At 72.0% G+C, this 19,611-nt stretch carries 20 protein-coding genes, 1 tRNA gene and 2 riboswitches; of the genes, 14 read left to right on the forward strand and 7 right to left on the reverse strand.

From position 1 onward, the window contains the following. Positions 1-53: 53 nt before the first annotated feature. Complete coding sequence (locus ACO1BR_RS33445) at positions 54-1,397, reverse strand: PTS transporter subunit EIIC (RefSeq protein WP_426798855.1); 1,344 nt, start codon at positions 1,395-1,397, stop codon at positions 54-56. A gap of 220 nt (positions 1,398-1,617) precedes the next feature. Between ACO1BR_RS33445 and ACO1BR_RS33450 the strand changes: the two genes are divergently transcribed. From ACO1BR_RS33450 to rdgB, 4 genes are all read left to right on the forward strand, one after another. Beyond that, positions 1,618-1,857: a glucose PTS transporter subunit EIIB gene (locus ACO1BR_RS33450; RefSeq protein ID WP_078487387.1), complete on the forward strand. Its 240-nt coding sequence runs from the start codon at positions 1,618-1,620 to the stop codon at positions 1,855-1,857. Positions 1,858-1,954: 97 nt separating this feature from the next. Beyond that, positions 1,955-2,686: a ribonuclease PH gene (gene rph, locus ACO1BR_RS33455; protein ID WP_159503569.1), complete on the forward strand. Its 732-nt coding sequence runs from the start codon at positions 1,955-1,957 to the stop codon at positions 2,684-2,686. 153 nt (positions 2,687-2,839) lie between these two features. Further along, positions 2,840-3,250, forward strand: a complete 411-nt coding sequence (locus tag ACO1BR_RS33460; RefSeq protein ID WP_426798856.1) for a hypothetical protein — start codon at positions 2,840-2,842, stop codon at positions 3,248-3,250. A 9-nt stretch (positions 3,251-3,259) separates the two neighbouring features. Then, complete coding sequence (rdgB, locus tag ACO1BR_RS33465; RefSeq protein ID WP_426798857.1) at positions 3,260-3,895, forward strand: RdgB/HAM1 family non-canonical purine NTP pyrophosphatase; 636 nt, start codon at positions 3,260-3,262, stop codon at positions 3,893-3,895. Between the two features lie 65 nt (positions 3,896-3,960). On the opposite strand, the gene ACO1BR_RS33470 is transcribed toward rdgB, so the two are convergent. From ACO1BR_RS33470 to ACO1BR_RS33480, 3 genes are all read right to left on the reverse strand, one after another. Further along, a tRNA-Leu gene (locus ACO1BR_RS33470) sits at positions 3,961-4,036 on the reverse strand. 12 nt (positions 4,037-4,048) lie between these two features. After that, complete coding sequence (locus tag ACO1BR_RS33475) at positions 4,049-4,918, reverse strand: HNH endonuclease signature motif containing protein (RefSeq protein ID WP_426798858.1); 870 nt, start codon at positions 4,916-4,918, stop codon at positions 4,049-4,051. Positions 4,919-4,928: 10 nt separating this feature from the next. Then, on the reverse strand, positions 4,929-5,552 hold the full coding sequence (locus ACO1BR_RS33480; RefSeq protein WP_426798859.1) for an HNH endonuclease: 624 nt from the start codon (positions 5,550-5,552) through the stop codon (positions 4,929-4,931). 690 nt (positions 5,553-6,242) lie between these two features. Here ACO1BR_RS33480 and ACO1BR_RS33485 point away from each other — a divergent pair. Further along, the gene (locus ACO1BR_RS33485; protein ID WP_159503574.1) at positions 6,243-6,749 is read left to right on the forward strand and encodes a hypothetical protein; all 507 of its coding nucleotides are present in this window, start codon (positions 6,243-6,245) and stop codon (positions 6,747-6,749) included. After that, entirely contained in the window at positions 6,749-8,026 is a 1,278-nt protein-coding gene (locus tag ACO1BR_RS33490) for a sensor histidine kinase (protein ID WP_426798860.1), read from the forward strand. Before ACO1BR_RS33485 ends, ACO1BR_RS33490 begins: the two co-directional genes overlap by 1 nt. A gap of 138 nt (positions 8,027-8,164) precedes the next feature. Here the strand turns inward: ACO1BR_RS33490 and bcp are convergent, their stop codons facing one another. Beyond that, positions 8,165-8,632 (reverse strand): thioredoxin-dependent thiol peroxidase, encoded by a 468-nt coding sequence (bcp, locus tag ACO1BR_RS33495; RefSeq protein ID WP_426798861.1) that lies wholly within the window; start codon positions 8,630-8,632, stop codon positions 8,165-8,167. Between the two features lie 272 nt (positions 8,633-8,904). Between bcp and ACO1BR_RS33500 the strand changes: the two genes are divergently transcribed. From ACO1BR_RS33500 to ACO1BR_RS33510, 3 genes are all read left to right on the forward strand, one after another. Continuing rightward, entirely contained in the window at positions 8,905-9,225 is a 321-nt protein-coding gene (locus ACO1BR_RS33500) for a DUF3618 domain-containing protein (protein WP_426798862.1), read from the forward strand. A gap of 130 nt (positions 9,226-9,355) precedes the next feature. Further along, positions 9,356-9,658, forward strand: coding sequence for a GroES family chaperonin (locus ACO1BR_RS33505; RefSeq protein WP_078894626.1), 303 nt, complete (start codon positions 9,356-9,358; stop codon positions 9,656-9,658). Positions 9,659-9,763: 105 nt separating this feature from the next. Then, positions 9,764-9,823: riboswitch (guanidine-III (ykkC-III) riboswitch) on the forward strand. A 66-nt stretch (positions 9,824-9,889) separates the two neighbouring features. After that, a riboswitch (guanidine-III (ykkC-III) riboswitch) is annotated at positions 9,890-9,949 on the forward strand. 32 nt (positions 9,950-9,981) lie between these two features. Next, the gene (locus ACO1BR_RS33510; RefSeq protein ID WP_043264497.1) at positions 9,982-10,302 is read left to right on the forward strand and encodes a DMT family transporter; all 321 of its coding nucleotides are present in this window, start codon (positions 9,982-9,984) and stop codon (positions 10,300-10,302) included. A gap of 154 nt (positions 10,303-10,456) precedes the next feature. Here the strand turns inward: ACO1BR_RS33510 and ACO1BR_RS33515 are convergent, their stop codons facing one another. Then, positions 10,457-12,691: a transglycosylase domain-containing protein gene (locus tag ACO1BR_RS33515; RefSeq protein WP_426798863.1), complete on the reverse strand. Its 2,235-nt coding sequence runs from the start codon at positions 12,689-12,691 to the stop codon at positions 10,457-10,459. Positions 12,692-13,063: 372 nt separating this feature from the next. Here ACO1BR_RS33515 and ACO1BR_RS33520 point away from each other — a divergent pair, with 372 nt between their 5' ends. From ACO1BR_RS33520 to ACO1BR_RS33535, 4 genes are all read left to right on the forward strand, one after another. Beyond that, on the forward strand, positions 13,064-13,852 hold the full coding sequence (locus ACO1BR_RS33520; RefSeq protein ID WP_426798864.1) for an ABC transporter permease: 789 nt from the start codon (positions 13,064-13,066) through the stop codon (positions 13,850-13,852). 91 nt (positions 13,853-13,943) lie between these two features. After that, positions 13,944-14,708, forward strand: a complete 765-nt coding sequence (locus ACO1BR_RS33525) for an ABC transporter permease (RefSeq protein WP_426798869.1) — start codon at positions 13,944-13,946, stop codon at positions 14,706-14,708. A 20-nt stretch (positions 14,709-14,728) separates the two neighbouring features. Next, positions 14,729-15,754 carry an ABC transporter ATP-binding protein gene (locus ACO1BR_RS33530; protein WP_426798870.1) on the forward strand — a complete coding sequence of 342 codons (1,026 nt, stop codon included), beginning with the start codon at positions 14,729-14,731 and terminating at the stop codon, positions 15,752-15,754. Between the two features lie 9 nt (positions 15,755-15,763). Next, positions 15,764-16,516, forward strand: coding sequence for a DUF1707 SHOCT-like domain-containing protein (locus tag ACO1BR_RS33535; RefSeq protein WP_426798865.1), 753 nt, complete (start codon positions 15,764-15,766; stop codon positions 16,514-16,516). Between the two features lie 15 nt (positions 16,517-16,531). Here ACO1BR_RS33535 and ACO1BR_RS33540 read toward each other — a convergent pair whose 3' ends face one another. After that, positions 16,532-17,842: an SGNH/GDSL hydrolase family protein gene (locus ACO1BR_RS33540; RefSeq protein WP_426798866.1), complete on the reverse strand. Its 1,311-nt coding sequence runs from the start codon at positions 17,840-17,842 to the stop codon at positions 16,532-16,534. Positions 17,843-18,149: 307 nt separating this feature from the next. Between ACO1BR_RS33540 and ACO1BR_RS33545 the strand changes: the two genes are divergently transcribed. Beyond that, positions 18,150-19,505 carry a DUF445 domain-containing protein gene (locus ACO1BR_RS33545; protein ID WP_426798867.1) on the forward strand — a complete coding sequence of 452 codons (1,356 nt, stop codon included), beginning with the start codon at positions 18,150-18,152 and terminating at the stop codon, positions 19,503-19,505. Positions 19,506-19,611 lie beyond the last annotated feature (106 nt).

The following is a 19,611-nucleotide window of genomic DNA, read 5'->3' on the forward strand; positions in this document are numbered from 1 at the left end:
GCCGGCGCACGACGAAAGACCAGGTGGGACGGGCATCACCCGTCCCCCGCGGGCTATTTGACGTTCTCCCGCTCCATCGCGTCACCCACCTCGGCCGGCTCCCGGCCCGGCGTCGCCAGATCGAATTTCGTGATCACGAAACGGAAGAGGAGGTAGTAGACGACGGCGAAACACAACCCGATCGGAATGATCAGCCACGGTTTCGTCGCCAGCCCCCAGTTGATGACGTAGTCGATCAACCCCGCCGAGAAACTGAAGCTGTCGTGCACGCCCAGCCCCCAGCACACCGCCATCGACACACCCGTCAGCACCGCGTGAATCCCGTACAGCACCGGCGCGATGAACAGGAACGAATACTCCACCGGCTCGGTCACCCCCGTCACGAACGAGGTCAGCCCCACCGACAGCATCATCCCGGCCACCTCCTTGCGGCGATGCGGCTTCGCGCAGTGCGCGATCGCCAGCGCCGCCGCCGGCAGCGCGAACATCATGATCGGGAAGAACCCCGTGGTGAACTGCCCCGCCGACGGATCACCCGCCAGGAACCGGTTGATGTCGCCGTGCACCACCGTCCCGTCCGGCTTGGTGAAACTGCCGAACTGGAACCACACGAACGTATTCAGGAACTGGTGCAGCCCCACCACCAGCAGCGCACGGTTCGCCACCCCGAAAATCCCCGCACCCCACGACCCCAGCGCCGACAGCCACTCGCTGAAACTCGTCAGACCGTCACCGATCGGCGCCCACACCCACAGGCACACCACCGCGAACGCCAGCCCCACGAAGGCCATCACGATCGGCACCAACCGCCGCCCGTTGAAGAACCCCAGCCAGTCCACCAGCTTCACCCGGTGCAGCCGCTGCCAGAACCACGCCGACAGAAAACCCATCACGATGCCGCCGAAAACCCCCGGATTCTGGAACGTCGCCTGCGTCGCCTTCCCCGCCCGGTCGACACACACCCCGCCCCACAGCCCCGCCTGCGTGAACGCCTGCCCCGGCGGGCACACCACCGGGAACTGATGCAGCACCGAGAAATAGACGAGAAAACCGACCACCGCCGCCAGTGCCGTCGACCCGTCCGACTTCTTCGCCATCCCGATCGCCACACCGACGCAGAACAGCAGCGGAAGCCCCAGCCCCGAATCCAGCAGCGCCCCGCCCGCCCCCGCGAACACCTTCGCCACGTTCCCCCAGCCCAGCCCCTTGTCGCCGAACACGTCCGGCTGGCCCAGGCGATTGAGAATGCCCGCCGCGGGCAGCACGGCGATCGGCAACTGAAGGCTGCGGCCCATCTTCTGCAACCCCTGGAAAAGCCCCGCCGCCCGGCTCTTCGCCGGCCTCTTCCCCGGCGCCGTGCCCGATGCGCCCGCCGCGCCCGATGCGTCCGAAGTCATCCGCGTCCTCCGCGTGCTCCCGGCGGCGGCCGGGCGGCAACCGGCCCGCCGCTTGCCGCATACTGGTGGTGTAGACCATTCATCGGCGTGCGTTCGGCGCGCACCGCGATGACCGCCATCCTTCGCCAGGCAGCGGTCAAACGCCCACGTAGTTGGGCTGAACGTGCGTTACCGTGTGAAAACCGTGCGGCGGAACCGCCGGCGGCCGAGACAAGCAGGAGTGGACATGGCCACCAAGGCTGAGAAGATCGTCGCCGGACTCGGCGGGCTCGACAACATCGAAGAGGTCGAGGGCTGCATCACCCGTCTCCGCACCGAGGTCAACGACGCGTCCCTCGTCGACGAGGCCGCCCTCAAAGCCGCCGGCGCCCACGGCGTCGTCAAGATGGGCACCGCGATCCAGGTCGTCATCGGCACCGACGCCGACCCCATCGCCGCCGAAATCGAAGACATGATGTGAGCACCCGCTCCTGATCCGCGCCTGACGCGCGGCCGCACCGAGGGCCTCGTTCCGGTACCGGAACGAGGCCCTCAGTACAGCCGATAGGGTCGGAGCCATGTCTCGCATCGACGGCCGCACCCCCGAACAGCTCCGCCCCGTCACCATCGAACGCGGCTGGAGCAAGCACGCCGAAGGCTCCGTCCTCGTCTCCTTCGGCGACACCAAAGTCTTCTGCACCGCCTCCGTCGCCGAAGGCGTACCCCGCTGGCGCAAGGGCACCGGCGAAGGATGGGTCACCGCCGAATACGCGATGCTGCCCCGCTCCACCAACACCCGCGGCGACCGCGAATCCGTCCGCGGCAAGATCGGCGGACGCACCCACGAGATCAGCCGCCTCATCGGCCGCTCACTGCGCGCCGTCATCGACTTCAAGGCCCTCGGCGAGAACACCATCGTCCTGGACTGCGACGTCCTCCAGGCCGACGGCGGCACCCGCACCGCCGCCATCACCGGCGCCTACGTCGCCCTCGCCGACTCCATCAGCTGGGCCCAGGGCAAGAAGCTCATCAAGCACGGCCGCCAGCCCCTCACCGGCACCGTCAGCGCCGTCAGCGTCGGCATCGTCGGCGGCGTCCCGCTCCTCGACCTCTGCTACGAGGAAGACGTCCGCGCCGAAACCGACATGAACGTCGTCTGCACCGGCGACGGCCGCTTCGTCGAGGTCCAGGGCACCGCCGAGGCCGAGCCCTTCGCCCGCGACGAACTCAACTCCCTCCTCGATCTCGCCGTCACCGGCTGCGCCACCCTCGACACCACCCAGCGCGAGGCCCTCGCCCGGACCCTCTGAGCCCGGCGCGGGCGGCGCAACCGGCCCCGCCGCCCGCCCTGGCCGATCTTCGCCCCCGCCCGCCCGGCCCGGGCAACCCCCGCCCGCCACCCCGCGTTTCCCCCCTTGCCCCCAGTACGCCGCCCCGTACGCCGCAAGGGAAGGAACCGCCCCATGGCCCGCCCCCACCGCCGCCGCACCGCCGCCCCCGCACTCGCCGCGTTGGCCGCCGCCACCCTCGCCGTACCGCTCCTCTCCGGCTGCGGCGCCGTCCAGAAGGCCATGGATTGCGCCAAGACCGCCACCGCCGTCGTCAACGGCGTCGACAAGCTCCAGAAGGCCGCCGACAACGCCCTCGACGACCCCCAGGAAGCCAACAAGGCCCTGGACGAGATCGACACCAGCCTCAAGAAGGTCGGCAACTCCGCGCACGACCCCGACCTCGCCAAGGCCATCGACAAGATGAACACCGGCATCAAGAACGCCCGCACGTCCATCAACGCCGACAAGGCCCCCGACCTCAAACCCATCGGCGAGGCCGCCGACGAGATGACGACGCTCTGCACCCCCGGCCACACGGGATAATCACTCCCCATGCAGCCACAAACCGGCGGGCACCCCGCACCCCCGCGCCGCCTCGTCCTCGCCACCCGCAACGCCGGCAAGATCTCCGAACTCCGCGCCATCCTGGAAGCGGCCGGCCTCGGCGTCGAACTCGTCGGCGCCGACGCCTATCCGGATGTCCCCGACGTCAAGGAGACCGGCGTCACCTTCGCCGAGAACGCCCTCCTCAAGGCCCACGCCCTCGCCCGGGCCACCGGCCACCCGGCCGTCGCCGACGACTCCGGCCTCTGCGTCGACGTCCTCGGCGGCGCCCCCGGCATCTTCTCCGCCCGCTGGGCCGGCCGGCACGGCGACGACCGGGCCAACCTCGAACTCCTCCTCGCCCAGCTCTCCGACATCGCCGACGAGCACCGCGCCGCCCACTTCGCCTGCGCCGCGGCCCTCGCCCTCCCCGACGGGACCGAGCGCGTCGTCGAGGGCACCCTCGACGGCACCCTCCGCCACACCCCCGCCGGCACCGGCGGCTTCGGCTACGACCCCGTCCTCCAGCCCCTCGGCGAAACCCGTACCTGCGCCGAACTGACCCCCGCCGAGAAAAACGCCATCAGCCACCGCGGCAAGGCGTTCCGGGCGTTGGCGGGGGTGGTGGGGGAGTTGTTGGGGTGACGAGGCCGCTGGCCGGGCAGCCGAACGGCCTCCTGGTCCGAGGATCGGGAGGCCGTTCGTGCGGGTGGGCCCGGTGGGACTCGAACCCACGACACACCGGACCTAAACCGGCGCCCTCTAGGCCAGCTGGGGTACGGGCCCGCGGCGCCAACTCTACTGTGTCCGGCTCTGCGTCTGTGCGGGGATTGTCAGGTGCGCCGACTGGCGGCCGAACGTCCTGGTCTGGCTGTGGCACGACGGGCAGAGGTACCGCAGGTTCTCCTGGCGGTTGTCCAGGCGGTCGCCATTGACGTGGTCGATCTCCAGGACCAGTCGTTTGCCCTGCCAGATATCCCCAAGGCCGCACTCGGCGCACCGGTGGGGCACGCCCTTCTCCTCCAGAGCGCGGCGCAGCGTCACGGTTTTCGTCCGCCGCGCATCGGGTGCGAGAAGCCGCAGGATCTCGTCGGCCGGCTTTCGGGCCGGGGACGGGCGGCCACGTCCGTGCCCTTGTCCGGTGAAGTGCGCGGTCGTCAGGGCGTAATGCTCGATGCTCTGCTTCACGGCTCTCCGCGACGACGGAGTCGCGACATGCGCGAGGTGCCTGAGGACTTCGGCAATGCTCCGGGAGCGGGCCACGGCCGTTGCCAACTCGTCGCGAGGAAGCAGCAGGGAGACTTTCCGGCGACTGGTGAAGTGCGCGGTGTCGATGCCGAATTGGTCCAGCCGTTTGCGGATGTGGGTGTATGCGCTGCTGTACGGCAGCACCCCCAGGCAGTCCAGCATCTCCCGGATGCTGTGGGACTGCGCGGCGGCTTCCCTCAGCGCCGCCTCGGTGTACGAACGGGGTGGTTGGCGTGGCAGCGGCTCGTCGACGAAGTGTGCCGTGTCGATTCCGTAGTGCCGCAGGCGGTCGCGCAGATAGCGGTGCGGAGCGCTGCCGAGCGGTGTGCCGAGCCGGCGCAGCATGTCGACCAGGCTCGTGGAGACGGCCGCGGTGCGTGCCAGCAGTTCCGGGGTGTAGGCAAGGCGCCTGCGGGACATGGCGGCCATGTCACTTCCGCTGCCGCTTGCGGCCACGATATGTGTCCGTCACCGCATGGCAGTTGGGGCACAACAGCCGCAGGTTCTCCGGGCGGTTGTCCCACCACTCGCCGTTGCGATGGTCGACTTCCAGGCGTAAGGGGCGGCCGTTCCATTCGGTGCCGGTGCGGCACATCGCGCAGCGCTCGGCGGCCCCCTGCCGCAGGAGGGCTCTGCGCAGACGCTCTCCGCCGGTGCGGCCGTCCGTCGGCGATCCCAGCACCAGGCGATTCGGTCGGGGGGCCTTGCGTCGGGGCCGGCCGGAGGCGGTGAAGTGTGAGGTGTCGATGCGGAGTTCGGCGAGGCGTCGGCCGATGTGCGCCTGGTTCCCGCCGACCGGGCTGATGCCGAGCCGCCGTACCACCTCGGCCACGCTCTGCGAGCAGGCGACCAGTTCGCGGAGGCGGGCCTCGGTGTGGCGTACACCTTGAGGTGTGAAATGGGCGGTGCTGATGCCTGCTTCGTGCAACTTGGCCTGTACGTAACGGCGGTTGCCTGGAGTTGGTGTGCTGCCGAACCAGCGGACCACGTCGTCGTACGACGACGAGACGTGCGCGGCTGCCGCGAGCAGTTCGTGGGTGTATTTGAGCGCCATGTTGCCCCCGTTTCCGTGCTCCGTGCGGGGGCATTCGTCAGGCCCCCGCATGTGATCGAACTGAACAACGATCGAACGCGGGGGCGGTCACGCGGAGTTGGGTGGCTTCGGAAGTGCGGCTCGGAGGTCCGGGCGGCGATGAGGGTGATGGCTTCCTGGTGGGTGGCCGCGGAGGGTGGGGGCGTAGCGGGCGTACGGAAGAGCATCCGGCGGCGGAGCCTCGCGGGGTCCTGGTCGATGGTGGGGGTCGGCGCACGGCGGTTCGATCGTGGGGTCGGTGTGGGCGCGGGTGCGGGCAGGGGCGGGGCGGGCGCGGCTGTGCGGTCGGAGGGGGGATCGGCCTCGGCGGAGGATGCGAGCTGTGTCACTCAGGACGGCCGACACGGTGCCGGGCAAGCCGTCCGGAGATGCGCGCGGTAGGGGACGTCGAGGGGCGCGTCGGGGGTTGTTACACGACTGGTACACAGCCGAGCGGTCTCCGCAGCATTCGGGCAATCAGCCTGTGTCGGGGGGAGGGGAGAGTGGCGGTGGCGAAACTGCACCTTTCCGGCGAAGGTCCGTCGATGGGTGCCTTTCGCTGCGTGGTGCCGGAGTGCGGTGACGAGGTGCCGGGGTCTGTGCGCAGCGGCCTTGGCGGTCGTGTTTGCTGGTGGGGGTTACGGGGCGAGGGTGCCCCGGGAGGAGTGTGTGATGACCGACCGCGAAGGGTCCCGCTGGAGGCGCGGGCGTACCGCTCTGGTGGCCTTTGTCGTGGTGACCGCGCTGGCCGCCGGCGGGGTCTGGTTCAGCCAGGCGTCGGAGCGCGCCTCGGCGGTGGACGCCGCACCGAAGACCTCGGCCGTACAGGACGTGAAGTCGGACGGGCAGCCGACGGCCGGGCTGCCGGGGGTACGGGACTGCGGGATCGGCGAGCCGGAGATCAAGCCCCGGGTGATCACGCTGACCTGCGCGGACGCGGGCATGGTGGCGACCGGGATCACCTGGACCCGTTATGACTCCGAGGAAGCGGAGGGCAAGGGCGTGGTGCAGGTCGAGAAGACCGCGGCGGGGGTGGGGACGGACTCCGGCTACCGGGCGACGTTCCGGCTCTACGGCGCCAAGGAGGTCGACGGCGCGCGGGCCTTCACGGGCCTGGAGGTGACCTACGAGGGCTCGACGCCGCTCGGTGACACGACGGAGATGTACAACCTCGCGTGATGGGCATTCGAGGCCGGATCGCCCTGGCCATTTCGTGTATGACGGCGCTGGCCGTTGTGGTGCTCGGGTTCGCCGTGCACCACATTGCCGATGCCGAGCGGGAGCGGTCGGCCCGGGCGTATCAGGACGAGCGGCTGAGTTCGGCGCTGCAGATCTATGAGCGGGACGGCACGCTGGCGCTGGGCGCGCAGCTGGACGATGCGGCGTTGCCGCCGCCGCTGCGGGCGGCGGTGTTCCACAACCGTTCGGGGACGTATCTGAGCGGTGGGGAGGATCCCCGGGTGTGGGCGGCGACCGGGGTCGGCGGGGACGGGGCCCGGCCGGCGCGGTCGCTGTCGGTGTCGGCGGCGTATCCGTCGGACGATCCGGCGCAGGTGGCGCTGGACCGGGCGCTGCTGATCGCCGGGTGCGGCACGGTGGTGCTGATGGCGGGGGTGTCGTGGTTCGTGGCGCAGCGGCTGTCGCGGCGGCTGCGGCTGAGTGCGGCGGCGGCGCGGCGGATCGCGGCCGGTGCGCCGCCGGACGCGGACGCGCTGGCCAGCAACGGGCGGGACGAGGTGGCCGAGCTGGGCCGCAGTGTGCACCACATGGCGACGTCGCTGGCGGCGCGGGTGGAGGCGGAGCGGGAGTTCACCGCGGATGTGGCGCATGAGCTGCGGACGCCGGTGGCCGGGCTGGTGGCGGCGGCGGAGCTGCTGCCGCAGCAGCGTGCGGTGGAGTTGGTGCGGGACCGGGCGCAGGCGATGCGGCGGCTGGTGGAGGACCTGCTGGAGGTGTCGCGGCTGGACGCGGGGGTGGAGCGGGCCGATCTGGATGCCTGTGAGCTGCCGTCGCTGGTGCGCGGGATCGTGACGCGGGCGGCGCGGCAGCGCGGGGTGGACGATCTGTCGGTGTCGGTGACGGTCGAGGGGGAGCCGCGGATCGTGGAGACGGACCGGCGCCGGGTGGAGCGGGTGCTGGTGAATCTGCTGGCGAACGCGGCCAAGCACGGCAAGCCGCCGATCGAGGTGGTGGTGGCGGGCTCGCGGATCGTGGTGCGCGACCACGGTCCGGGGTATCCGGCGGAGCTGTGCGCGGAGGGGCCGCGGCGGTTCCGTACGGCGGCGCCGGAGCGCGGTACGGGGCACGGTCTGGGGCTGACGATCGCGGCCGGCCAGGCGGAAGTGCTGGGTGCGCGGCTGGAGTTCGGGGCCGCCGCGGAGGGCGGCGCCGAGGCGGTGCTGGAGCTCCCGGACTGTGCGGTGGTGGTGGCACCGGAGCCGGCGGCGGCGCCGTAGCGCGGGCGGTGGCGCGCGGGCCGTCGCCGTGCGGCAGGGGCGCGACGGCCCCTGCCGCGGCGGGTGTTACGGCGTTACGGCGTGCCGGTGCTGCGGTGTGACGGCGTCACGGCGTGATGGCGGCGCTGTGTTACGCCGTTACAGTCCCAGATCCTTGATGATCTTGGCGACGTGCCCGGTGGCCTTGACGTTGTACAGCGCGCGCTCGACCTTGCCGTCCTCGTCGAGGATGACGGTGGAGCGGATCACGCCGGTGACGGTCTTGCCGTAGAGCTTCTTCTCGCCGAAGGCGCCGTAGGCGGTCAGGACCTCCTTCTCGGGGTCGCCGAGCAGGGTGACGCTGAGGTCTTCCTTCTCGCGGAACTTGGCGAGCTTCTCCGGCTTGTCGGGCGAGATGCCGATGACGTCGTAGCCGTGGCCGGCGAGGAAGTCGAGGTTGTCGGTGAAGTCGCACGCCTGCTTGGTGCAGCCGGGGGTGAGCGCGGCCGGGTAGAAGTAGACGATGACCTTGCGGCCCTTGTGGTCGGCAAGCGAGACCTGCTTGCCGTCCGCGTCGGGCAGGGTGAAGGCGGGCGCGGTGTCGCCGGGCTGGAGTCGCTCGCTCATGCCGCGACCTCGCTCCGCGTGCTGTGCTCCCTCATGGTGGCCTCCGTCTCCTGGCGGGTGGTTCCGTACGCCCCGAACACTAGCCAGGCGGGCGGCGGGACGGTGGCAGGGGCGGTGCGGCTGCCCGAAACGGGGGTGCTGTGGGGCGCGCGGAGGTACGAGCTGACAGACTGTCCCTTAAGGATCGGTGCACGGAGCGTGGTGGCCGGTTCCCCACGGGGCTCGGTGGCCGGCCCTTGGACGCATCGGCACGAGATGACGGAGGCAGCGCGGTGTCGGAAGCCAGGACCCCTGCGCAGATCGAGGCGGACATCGTCCGCAGGCGGCAGGCTCTCGCCGTGACGCTCGACGAGATCGGTGTGCGGCTGCACCCGAAGACGATCGTGGGCGATGTGAAGGCGAAGGCGGCACAGGCCGTGGACCGTACGGCGGGGCGGGCCTATGTGGCCGCCCACCGTGCGCTGTCGGACGTGCGGGGCCAGCTGGTGTCGGAAGGGGGCGCACCGCGGCTGGAGCGGATCATTCCGGTGGCCGTGATCGGGGTGGCCGTGGTGGGTCTGCTGGCGCTGGGCTCCAAGAAGCGGCGCGGCTAGGGTCGGTCGGAGCAGGCTGCCCGGGGCCGCCGAACCGGCCCGCGGTGCATGATCGCCGGCGCCGGGCAGGTACGGTCATGCCGTGAGCCCGAATAACACCCAGGACACCCACGACAAGCTGCCGATCCGGATGCTGCACGACCGCGTGCTGGTCCGGACGGACATCCCCGAGGGCGAGCGCCGCTCGACCGGGGGCATCGTCATTCCCGCGACCGCGGCGGTCGGCCGCCGCCTGGCCTGGGCCGAGGTGGTCGCGGTCGGGCAGAACGTACGGACCGTCGAGGTGGGCGACCGGGTGCTGTACGACCCGGAGGACCGGGCCGAGGTCGAGGTGCGCGGGGTGGCGTACGTGCTGATGCGCGAGCGCGATCTGCACGCGGTGGCCGCGGAGCGGCTGGAGGGTGCGGACGACGCGACCGGGCTGTACCTGTAGGACTCCCGGCTCCCGGCACTCCTGGCTCCCGAGACTCCCGGCTCATAGGACTCCTGGCTCCCCCGGGGGTGGTGACCTGGTTCACCACCCCCGGGGGAGCCATTTGCTAGCCTCGGGGGAACCCGACGAGACGCGCCGTACCGGGTCACGACAAGACGACGCACCCCTGTTGAAGCTCTGTTCACGGAGGTGCCGNGGTGACCTGGTTCACCACCCCCGGGGGAGCCATTTGCTAGCCTCGGGGGAACCCGACGAGACGCGCCGTACCGGGTCACGACAAGACGACGCACCCCTGTTGAAGCTCTGTTCACGGAGGTGCCGTCATGGCATGGATCCTGCTTGCCGTCGCCGGTCTGCTGGAGGTCGGCTGGTCGATCGGGATGAAGTTCACCGACGGTTTCACCCGGCTGTGGCCCAGCGTGTTCACCGGCGCGGGCATCGTCGCCAGCATGCTGCTGCTCTCCTACGCGGCCCGGACGCTGCCGATCGGCACGGCGTACGGCGTGTGGGTGGGCATCGGGGCCGCCGGCGCGGCGGTCGTCGGGATGCTGGTGCTCGGCGAGCCGGCGACCGCGGCGCGGATCTTCTTCATCTGCCTGCTGCTGGTGGCGGTGGTCGGGCTCAAAGCGACGTCGGGGCACTGATCCGGGCAGGGGGCCGAGGGTTGTCCCCCGGGAGGTGCGGCATCTGCCTGCTGCTGGTGGCGGTGGTCGGGTTGAAGGCGACGTCGGGGCACTGATCCGGGCGTGGCGGCCTCTCCGGGCCCGATCCGTCGGACAGGCCCGGGCGCCGCGGGGTTCAGTCCCCGGGATACGCGGCCAGGTCGTCGGCGTTCGGGCCGAAGGTCGGGAACGACTGGGTGGGCGCGGTGGGGGGTCCCGCGGTCGGGAACTGCGGTGGGGTCGGTGCGCCGGTCGGTCCGGTGGGGGTGCCGGTCCCGGGCGGGGTGGTGGCCGTGGGGTTGCCGGTGTCGGTCGGGCCGGTGGACGGCGAGGCCGATCCGCTCGGCGATTGGGGGGTGCTGCCGGTCGGTTCGGGGGACGTGCTCTGCTCGGCGCCCTCCTCCAGTTGCAGGTCGAAGTCCCGTACGGGGCGGCCGTTGAGGGCGGCGGCGGTGTAGTCGGCCCAGATCTGGGCGGGGAAGTCGCCGCCGTTGAGCCGGGGTTGGCCGGCGGCGCCGTACAACGGCTCCTGGGCGGCGCTGTCCGGGTTCTGGCCCAGTACGGCGACGACGGTGGCGAGTTCGGGGGTGTAGCCGGCGAACCAGGCGGCCTTGTCGTCCTCCGCGGTGCCGGTCTTGCCGGCCGCCGGGCGCGCGGCGGCCTGGGCGGCCTGGGCGGTGCCGCCGTCGACGACGCTCTGGAGGATCTGGGTGGTGGTGTCGGCGGCGGCGCGGCTGACGGCGGTGGTCTGCTCGCGGTCCGGGAGTTCGACGTCGTCGCCGCTCTTGGTGACGGAGTCGACCAGGGTGTACGGGAGTTGGCTGCCGTGCCGGGCGAGGGTCGCGTAGACCTGGGTCATGTCGAGCACGCTGGGGGTGGCGGTGCCCAGTGAGACGGCGCCCCGGGAGGAGGCCAGGCTGGGCGTCTTGGCGGGGATGCCGAGGGCGATCGCGGTGTTCTTGACGGTGTCCGGGCCGACGTCGATGCCCATCTGGGCGTAGACGGAGTTGACGGACTTGTCGGTGGCCTCGGTGACGGTGATCGGCCCGTAAGAGCGGTCGTCCTCGTTGGCGGGCGCGAAGCCGGTGGGGCGGCCGTGGCTGACGGTCATGCGCTTGTCGGTGCCGTCGTACACGGTGTTGGGGGTGATCCGGGTGCCGTCCTGGGTGGTGGAGTTGTTCTGCACGGCGGCGGCGAAGACCAGCGGCTTGAAGGTGGAGCCGACCTGGTAGTCGTGGCGGGTGGCGCCGTTGACGTACTGCTTGGCGTAGTCGATGCCGCCGTAGAGGGCGACGACCCGGCCGGTGGCGGGGTCGATGGAGGCGCCGCCGGCGCGCACGTACCCGTCGACCTTGCGGGTGTCGCTGAGCTTGTCCATCAGCTGGGTGTCGACGGCCTTGACGAAGGCGTTCTGGCGTTTGCGGTCGATGGTGGTGGTGATGCGGTAGCCGCCGGCCCGCAGGGTGTTCTCGTCGAGGATGCCGTGGTCGGTGAGGTAGTCCTTGGCGGCCTCGACGAGGTAGCCGCGCTGGCCGGAGAGGCCGTGGGACGCCTTGGCCTTGCCGAGCGGGGGGAAGGTCATCGCGGCCCGCTCGGTGCGGCTGAGCCACTTCTTCTTCACCATGCCGTCCAGGACGTAGTTCCAACGGGCCACCGCGCGCGGCTTGTTCTCCGGGTGGGCGGCGATGTCGTACGCGCTGGGGGCGTTGAGGAGGGCGGCGAGGTAGGCGCCCTCGGCGGTGGTGAGCTTGTCGGAGGTCTTGGAGTAGTACGCCTGGGCGGCGGCCTGGATGCCGTAGGCGTTGCGGCCGTAGTAGCTGGTGTTGAGGTAGCCCTCCAGGATCTTGTCCTTGCTGACCTCGCGGTCCAGCTTGATCGCGATGAAGAACTCCTTGGCCTTGCGGGTGAGGGTCTGTTCCTGGCCGAGGTAGTAGTTCTTCACGTACTGCTGGGTGATGGTGGAGCCGGACTGCTTGCCCTTGCCGGTCACGGTGTTCCAGGCGGCCCGGACCATCGCGGCGGGGTCGACGGCGGACTCGGAGTGGAAGTCCCGGTCCTCGGCGGCGAGTACGGCCCGCTGGACGGTTCTGGGGACATGGCTGAGCGGGACGTTCTCGCGGTTGACGTCGCCGTCGCGGGCGAGTTCGGAGCCGTCGGAGTAGAGGTAGACGTTGCTCTGCGCCTTGGCGGCGCTGTTGGCGGGCGGGATACCGACGAGCAGGTACCCGGCGACCAGCCCACCCACGATCAGCAGCAGGAAGAGCAGGACGCTGCCCACCACCATGCGCCAGGTGGGGATGGCCCGGCGCCAGCCGGTGCGCCGGGGGCGGGACTCGGGGCCCGCGCCGTCGCCTTGCGGATCGTCGCTCATGTCGGTGTGACTCCTAGGCCGCCGCCGATGGTTGTGCCGCGGCGGATCGGTGTCGTATCAGGACGGTGCCGTACGGGACGGTGCCGTACGGGTGGTGTGCGGTGGTACCTGCGCGGTGCCGGGGGCGGCGGCGGACACCCGAGAGGAACTGTCGCATCCTGCGTCCCCGCCCCCGGGGGTGGCGCACACCCGCGTCCGCCCCCGGACCGGCTGAATGGCGCCCCTGACTCACCCGCAAGGGTGATAAATCGATGGTGCCCATCGCGGGCAGACCTTAGGCTCCGGTGTTTTGCCGTCCGGCCCTTCCGGGGTCCGACCGGGGACGGCGCACGACGACCACGGCCGAGCGGCCAAGAGCTGGGGGAGCGGGGCGTGTTGTACGGGGCCGTGGTGGCCGGCAGCTTCCGGCGGTACGCCACCTATCGCGTCGCCACCGCGGCGGGGGTGGTCACCAACACCGCCTTCGGGTTCGTCATCGCCTACACCTATCTCGCCCTGTGGAGCCAGCGCCCGCATCTGGGCGGCTACGACCGCACGCAGGCGCTGACCTTCGTCTGGGCGGGGCAGGCGCTGTTCGCGCTGATCGCGTACGGCGGCCTGGACGAGCTGCAGGACCGGATCCGCAGCGGCGACGTCGCGGTGGACCTCTACCGGCCGGCCGACCTCCAACTGTGGTGGCTGGCCACCGAGCTGGGGCGGGCCGGGCTGCAGCTGATCGGCCGCGGGGTGGTGCCGATGGCGGTGGGCGCGCTGGCGTTCCCGCTGGCGCTGCCGGGCAGCGCGCTGACCTGGGGCTGGTTCCTGCTGTCGGTGGCGCTGGGGGTGGTGGTCAGCTTCGCGCTGCGGTACCTCGTCGCGCTGGCGTCGTTCTGGCTGCTGGACAGCTCGGGGCTGGCCATGGTCAGCATGCTGTCGTGCATGTTCTTCTCGGGGCTGGTGCTGCCGCTGCGGGTCTTCCCGGGCGCGCTGGCCGACCTCGCGCAGCTGCTGCCGTGGGCGGCGCTGCTCCAGGTGCCGGCCGATGTGCTGATGGGGGCTCGGACGGGCGGTGCGCTGCTGCGCGGGCTGGCGTTCCAGGCGGCTTGGGCGGCGGCGCTGCTGGCGCTGGGGCGGCTGGTGCAGTCGGCGGCCACCCGCAAGGTGGTGGTGCAGGGTGGTTAGGGCCCGTTCGACGCTGTCCCGCCGCACCGGCCCCGGCGAGGGCGCGGCCGCCGTGCGGCACGGGCTGTGCGCGTACGGGCTGCTGGTGTGGATGTGGGTGCGGGCGACGCTCGCCTACCGGACGTCGTTCCTGCTGACGGCGTTCGGGAACTTCGCGGCCAGCGGGCTGGACTTCGTGGCGATCCTGCTGATGTTCTCCCGGATCCGCGCGCTCGGCGGCTTCTCGCTGCCCGAGGTCGCCTTCCTCTACGGCACGTGCAGCCTGGCGCTGGGCCTGTCGGACCTGCTGCTCGGCAATCTGAGCCGGCTCGGCGCGCGGATCCGCGACGGCACCCTGGACACCCTGCTGGTGCGGCCCGCGCCGGTCTTCGTCCAGATCGCCGCCGACCGGTTCGCGCTGCGCCGCCTGGGCCGCACCGTCCAGGCGCTGCTGGTGCTGGGCTGGGCGCTGGGGCGGATCGACGTGGACTGGACGGCGGGCCGGGTCCTGATGGTGCCGCTGATGGCGGTGTGCGGTACGGCGATCTTCGGGGCGGTCTACACGGCCGGGGCGGCCTTCCAGTTCTGGGCGCAGGACGCCGCCGAGCTCCAGAACTCGCTGACCTACGGCGGCAATGCGCTGCTCCAGTACCCGCCGACGGTGTTCGCCCGGGACCTGGTGCGCGGGGTCACCTTCATCGTCCCGCTGGCCTTCGTGAACTGGCTGCCCGCGCTGTGGCTGCTGGGCCGCCCCGACCCGCTGGGGCTGCCGCGCTGGGTGGCGTTCCTGGGGCCGGCGGTGGCGGCGCTGATGTGCGCGGGCGCCGGGCTGGCCTGGCGGCGCGGGGTCCGGTCGTACCGCAGCACCGGCAGCTGAGGGAGCCTCAAGTGACGGCAATGGAAAGGAAGTTACCGGTGTCAGGGGATCCGCTGATCGAGCTGGACGGGGTCGAGAAGGTCTTCACCGTACGGCGCCGGGCGGGCCGGCTGCGGCGCACCAAGCACGAGGTGCGGGCCGTGGACGGCATCACCTTCCGGGTGCCGCGCGGCGAGATGGTCGGCTACATCGGGCCCAACGGCGCCGGGAAGTCCACCACCATCAAGATGCTGACGGGCATTCTGGTGCCCAGCGGCGGGCGGCTGCGGGTCGCCGGCGTCGACCCGGCACGGGAGCGGACCCGGCTCACCCGCCGGATCGGGGTGGTCTTCGGGCAGCGCACCACCCTGTGGTGGGACCTGCCGCTGAAGGACTCCTACGAGCTGGTGCGCCGGATGTACCGGGTCCCGGATGCCGTCTACCGCGCCAACCTGGCGCGCTGCGTCGAACTCCTGGACCTGGCCCCGCTGCTGGACGTCCCGGTCCGGCAGCTGTCGCTGGGCCAGCGGATGCGCGGCGACATCGCGGCGGCGCTGCTGCACGACCCCGAGGTGCTCTACCTGGACGAGCCGACGATCGGCCTGGATGTCGTCAGCAAGGCGAAGGTCCGCTCCTTCCTGCGCGAGGTGAACGCCGAACGCGGCACCACGGTCCTGCTGACCACCCACGACCTGACCGACATCGAGCAGCTGTGCCGCCGGGTGATGGTCATCGACCACGGCCGGCTGGTCCACGACGGGGATCTGGCGGGGCTGCGGGCGGCGGCGGACGGCGAGCGGATGCTGGTGGTGGACCTGGCGCGGGAGCTGCCGCCCATCGAGGGCGTCCCGGGCGCCCGTACGGTCAAGGTGGAGGGTCCGCGGCAGTGGCTGGCCTTCCCGGCGACCGGGAGCGCGGCACCGCTGGTCGCGGCGGTTGCCGACCGCTATCCGCTGGTCGACCTGTCCGTACGGGAGCCGGACATCGAGGCGCTGATCGCCGAGCTGTACGCGGGTGGTGGCGCTGCTCGCCGCGAGCCCGGCGACGCGGATCCGGGCGCGCTCTAGTCTGTCCGTATGACTGACGAACGGCTCCCCCAGCTGCGTGCCTCCGACGCCGACCGCGAGCGGGTCGTCGAGATCCTGCGGGACGCCCTCGCCGAGGGGCGACTGGACATGGCGGAGTTCGACGAGCGGTTCGACACCACCTACAAGGCGCGCACGTACGGGGAGTTGGAGCGGATCACCGCCGACCTGCCGGCCGGGGCACCGGCTCCGGCGCCGCCCTCGCTCCGCAAGGAGCCCGCGGCCGGCGGCGCGGTCGGCCCGGTCACAGCATGGCCCGAGCGGATCCGCCCGGACATCCAGGGCTCCACCTCCGGCGTCGGGATCATGGGCGGGTTCGAGCGCAAGGGCCGGTGGACGATCGGGCGCCGGTTCACCGCGATCTGCTGTATGGGCGGCGGTGAACTCGACCTGCGCGAGGCCAACTTCGCGGCGCCGGAGGTCGAGATCAGCGTCTTCGCGCTGATGGGCGGCGTCAATGTCATCGTGCCGCCGGGCGTCGAGGTGGAGACGCGCGGGCTGGGCATCATGGGCGGCTTCGACTCCCGGGAGGACGGCACTCCGGGGGAGCCCGGCGCCCCCCGGGTGATCGTCACCGGCGTGGCCCTGATGGGCGGCGTCGGCGTGGAGCGCAAGCTGCCCAAGGAGGAGCGGCTCCGCCTCAAGGCCGAGCGCCGGGAGGATCAGCTCCGGCTGCGGTCCGAGCGCCGGGAGGAGCGGCGGCGGCTGCGGGACGAGCGCCGCGGGCGCCGCGAGCTGGAGTGACCGAGCCCGCTCCCGTCACAGCGCCTCCGGCGCGCGCCGCCGGAGGCGGTCCAGGTCGACGGCGTCGGCCATCGCGCGGTAACCCCGGTCGCTGGGGTGCAGATGGTCGCCGGAGTCGTACGAGGCGCGCAGCTGCTCCGGTTCGTCGGGGTCGCGGAGCGCCTTGTCGAAGTCGATGACGTCGTCGTAGACGCTGCCGGAGCGGATGACCCGGTTGACCCGTTCGCGTACCGCGTTCAGCCGGTGGGAGTAGCCGCGGTGCTCGCCGAAGGGGGTCAGGGTGCTGCCGATGACCCGCACCCCGCGGGCGTGCGCCTCGCGGACCAGCCGCCGCATCCCGGCCAGCACCTTGTCCGGGTCGAGCTGGCGCGGGGACTTGAACAGGTCGTTCAGGCCGATCTCGACAACCACCGCCTTCACGCCCGCGCGGGAGAGCGCGTCGCGGTCCAGGCGGGCCAGGGCGCTGGGCCCGTTGGTGGGCGAGTAGCGGCTGCCGTTGATCAGCAGGCGGTTGCCGCTGATGCCCTCGTTGAGGACGCCGTAGCGGGGCGCGCCCGGCTCGTCGCGCAGCCGGGCGGCGAGGAAGTCGGTCCAGCGGTGGTTGGCGCCGGGGGTGGAGGTGATGCCGTCGGTGAGCGAGTCGCCGAGGGCCACCACCGTGCCGTGCGCCCGGGTGCTCCACACGTCCACCCCGGTCAGATAGCGCCAGTACGGGCTCTGCTCGGTGTAGGCGGTACCGGTGGCGTCCTCGGTGCGGTCGCCGCGCGCCAGGTAGGACGTCTGGCGGGCGTACGGGTGGTAGGTGGCGGGACCGGAGGGGGCGGGGGAGTAGGTGGTGACCAGCAGGTCGGCGTCGCCGGGGACGGCCAGCCGGACCGGGTCGCTGGTGATCTGGCCGCCGATCGGGATGGTCACCGAGTGTCTGCCGCCGAACGACAGCCGGCGCATGGTGCCGGCCGCGGCGGTCGGGTCGCCGGTGCCCGCGGCCAGCGCCAGCGAGGCGTGGCTGAAGGTCAGCGGGCGGGTGCCGAACAGGTTGGACAGCTGGATACGGGCGTCGGTGCCGCCGACGCTGGTGTGCACGACGTTCCGTATCGACATCTGCGCATAGCCGTCCTTGGTGCCGGGCTCGGCGGACGCGGCGGCCGCCGACCAGGTGCCGACCCACCGCCCGGAGGCCGCCTGGGCGGCCGGAGGGTGCGGGGCGTGCGGTGCGCTGCCCGGAGTGCCGCGCTCGCCGTCGAAACCGGCGAATATCGCGGCCGAGATCAGCACCACCACTGCCGCCATACCGGCGAGCAGGGTGTAACCCACACGTCTGTTCATGCGGGAGTGGTCTCCTGGGGCTGGCGGAGCTGCGTGCTCCGGGCGGGCAGGGACAGCTGGACGCGTACGACGGCACGACCCGCGCCCCGTGGCCGGCGGCACCGTCACGGTGCGGCGGGCGTCCATGATCCCACGGACCCCCGGGGGCCGCCCGGGGAACTCGTGCGGGGCTCCGGGAGTAGGGCACTGTGGGACATACGGGCGTACGGACGGTATGCGCGGGACGGACGGAACAGGTGGTACGGCGCCGCGCGCGGTGCGGGCGTACGGATGGCGGGCGGGGACAACGGTGGGAACGGTGGAGCGGATGGACGACACGAAGGCTCAGGCGTCACGGACGGCGCCGGCCGCGGAGCCGGTGGCGGTACCGGGCGGCGCGCCGGCCGGGCGCGCGGCGGGGCCCGGCGGCTTCCGGTACAGCGCCGCCGACGAGGAGAAGCGGCAGGCCGTGCGCCGGATGAAGACCCTGGCGACCTGCCTGCTGCTGGCCGTCGCGCTGGTCTACGTCCTGGCGAAGTGGGCCGGGGCGGCCGGGGCGGGCGGCTGGACGGGGTTCGTCGCGGCGGCGGCGGAGGCCGGGATGGTCGGCGCGCTGGCCGACTGGTTCGCGGTCACCGCGCTGTTCAAGCGGCCTCTGGGACTGCCGATCCCGCACACCGCCATCATCCCCACCAAGAAGGACCAACTCGGCCGGAGCCTGGGCGACTTCGTCGGGGAGAACTTCCTCTCCGGCGAGGTGGTCCGCCGCCGGCTGCGCTCCGTCGGCATCGGCGCCCGGCTGGGCGGCTGGCTCGCCGAGCCGCACAACGCCGACCGGGTCACCGCCGAGCTGTCCGCCGCGCTGCGCGGGGCGCTGACCGTGCTGCGCGACTCCGACGTCCAGGCGGTGGTCGGCGAGGCCATCACCCGGCGCGCCGACGCCCAGGAGATCGCGCCCGGCCTCGGCACCCTGCTGGAGAAGGTCGTCGCCGAGGGCGGCCACACCCGGGTCGTGGACCTGGTCTGCGCCCGCGCGCACGACTGGCTGGTCGAGCACGGCGACTCGGTCATGGCGGCGGTCTCCGGCGGCGCCCCCGGGTGGACGCCCCGCTTCGTCGACCGCAAGGTGGGCGACCGGGTCTACAAGGAACTGCTCCGCTTCGTCACCGAGATGCGGGACATGCCCGAGCACCCGGCGCGCGGTGCGGTGGACCGCTTCCTCAAGGACTTCGCGGGCGACCTGCAGACCGACCCGGGCACCCGCGAGAAGGTCGAACGGCTCAAGTCGCAGGTGCTGGGCCGCGGCGAGGTGCAGGACCTGATCGCCTCCGCCTGGGGCTCGGTCCGCGCCATGATCGTGGCCGCCGCCGAGGACGAGCGCAGCGAACTGCGGCTGCGCACCCGCGCCGCGCTGCTGTCCCTGGGGCAGCGGATGGCCGCCGACGGCCGGCTCCAGGGCAAGGTCGACGGCTGGCTGGAGGGCGCCGCGGTCTACGTGGTGACGACGTATCAGGGCGAGATCACCTCCCTGATCACGGACACCGTCGCGGGCTGGGACGCCGAGCACACCTCGAAGAAGATCGAGGCACACATCGGCCGCGACCTCCAGTTCATCCGCATCAACGGCACGGTCGTGGGCGCGTTGGCGGGACTGTGTATCTACGCGGTCTCGCAGGCGTTTTGAGGCCGGTTGGCCCCCTCCCACGTTGTCGGCCGTTCCGCCGTTCCGCTGCGCTGTGCCGCGCCCCACGTTGTCGGGTGCTACGCCGTTGCGCCTGCGGCGGGCGGGG

This window comes from Streptomyces sp. YGL11-2, assembly GCF_050054615.1.
In the GTDB taxonomy this organism is placed as follows: Bacteria; Actinomycetota; Actinomycetes; order Streptomycetales; family Streptomycetaceae; genus Streptomyces.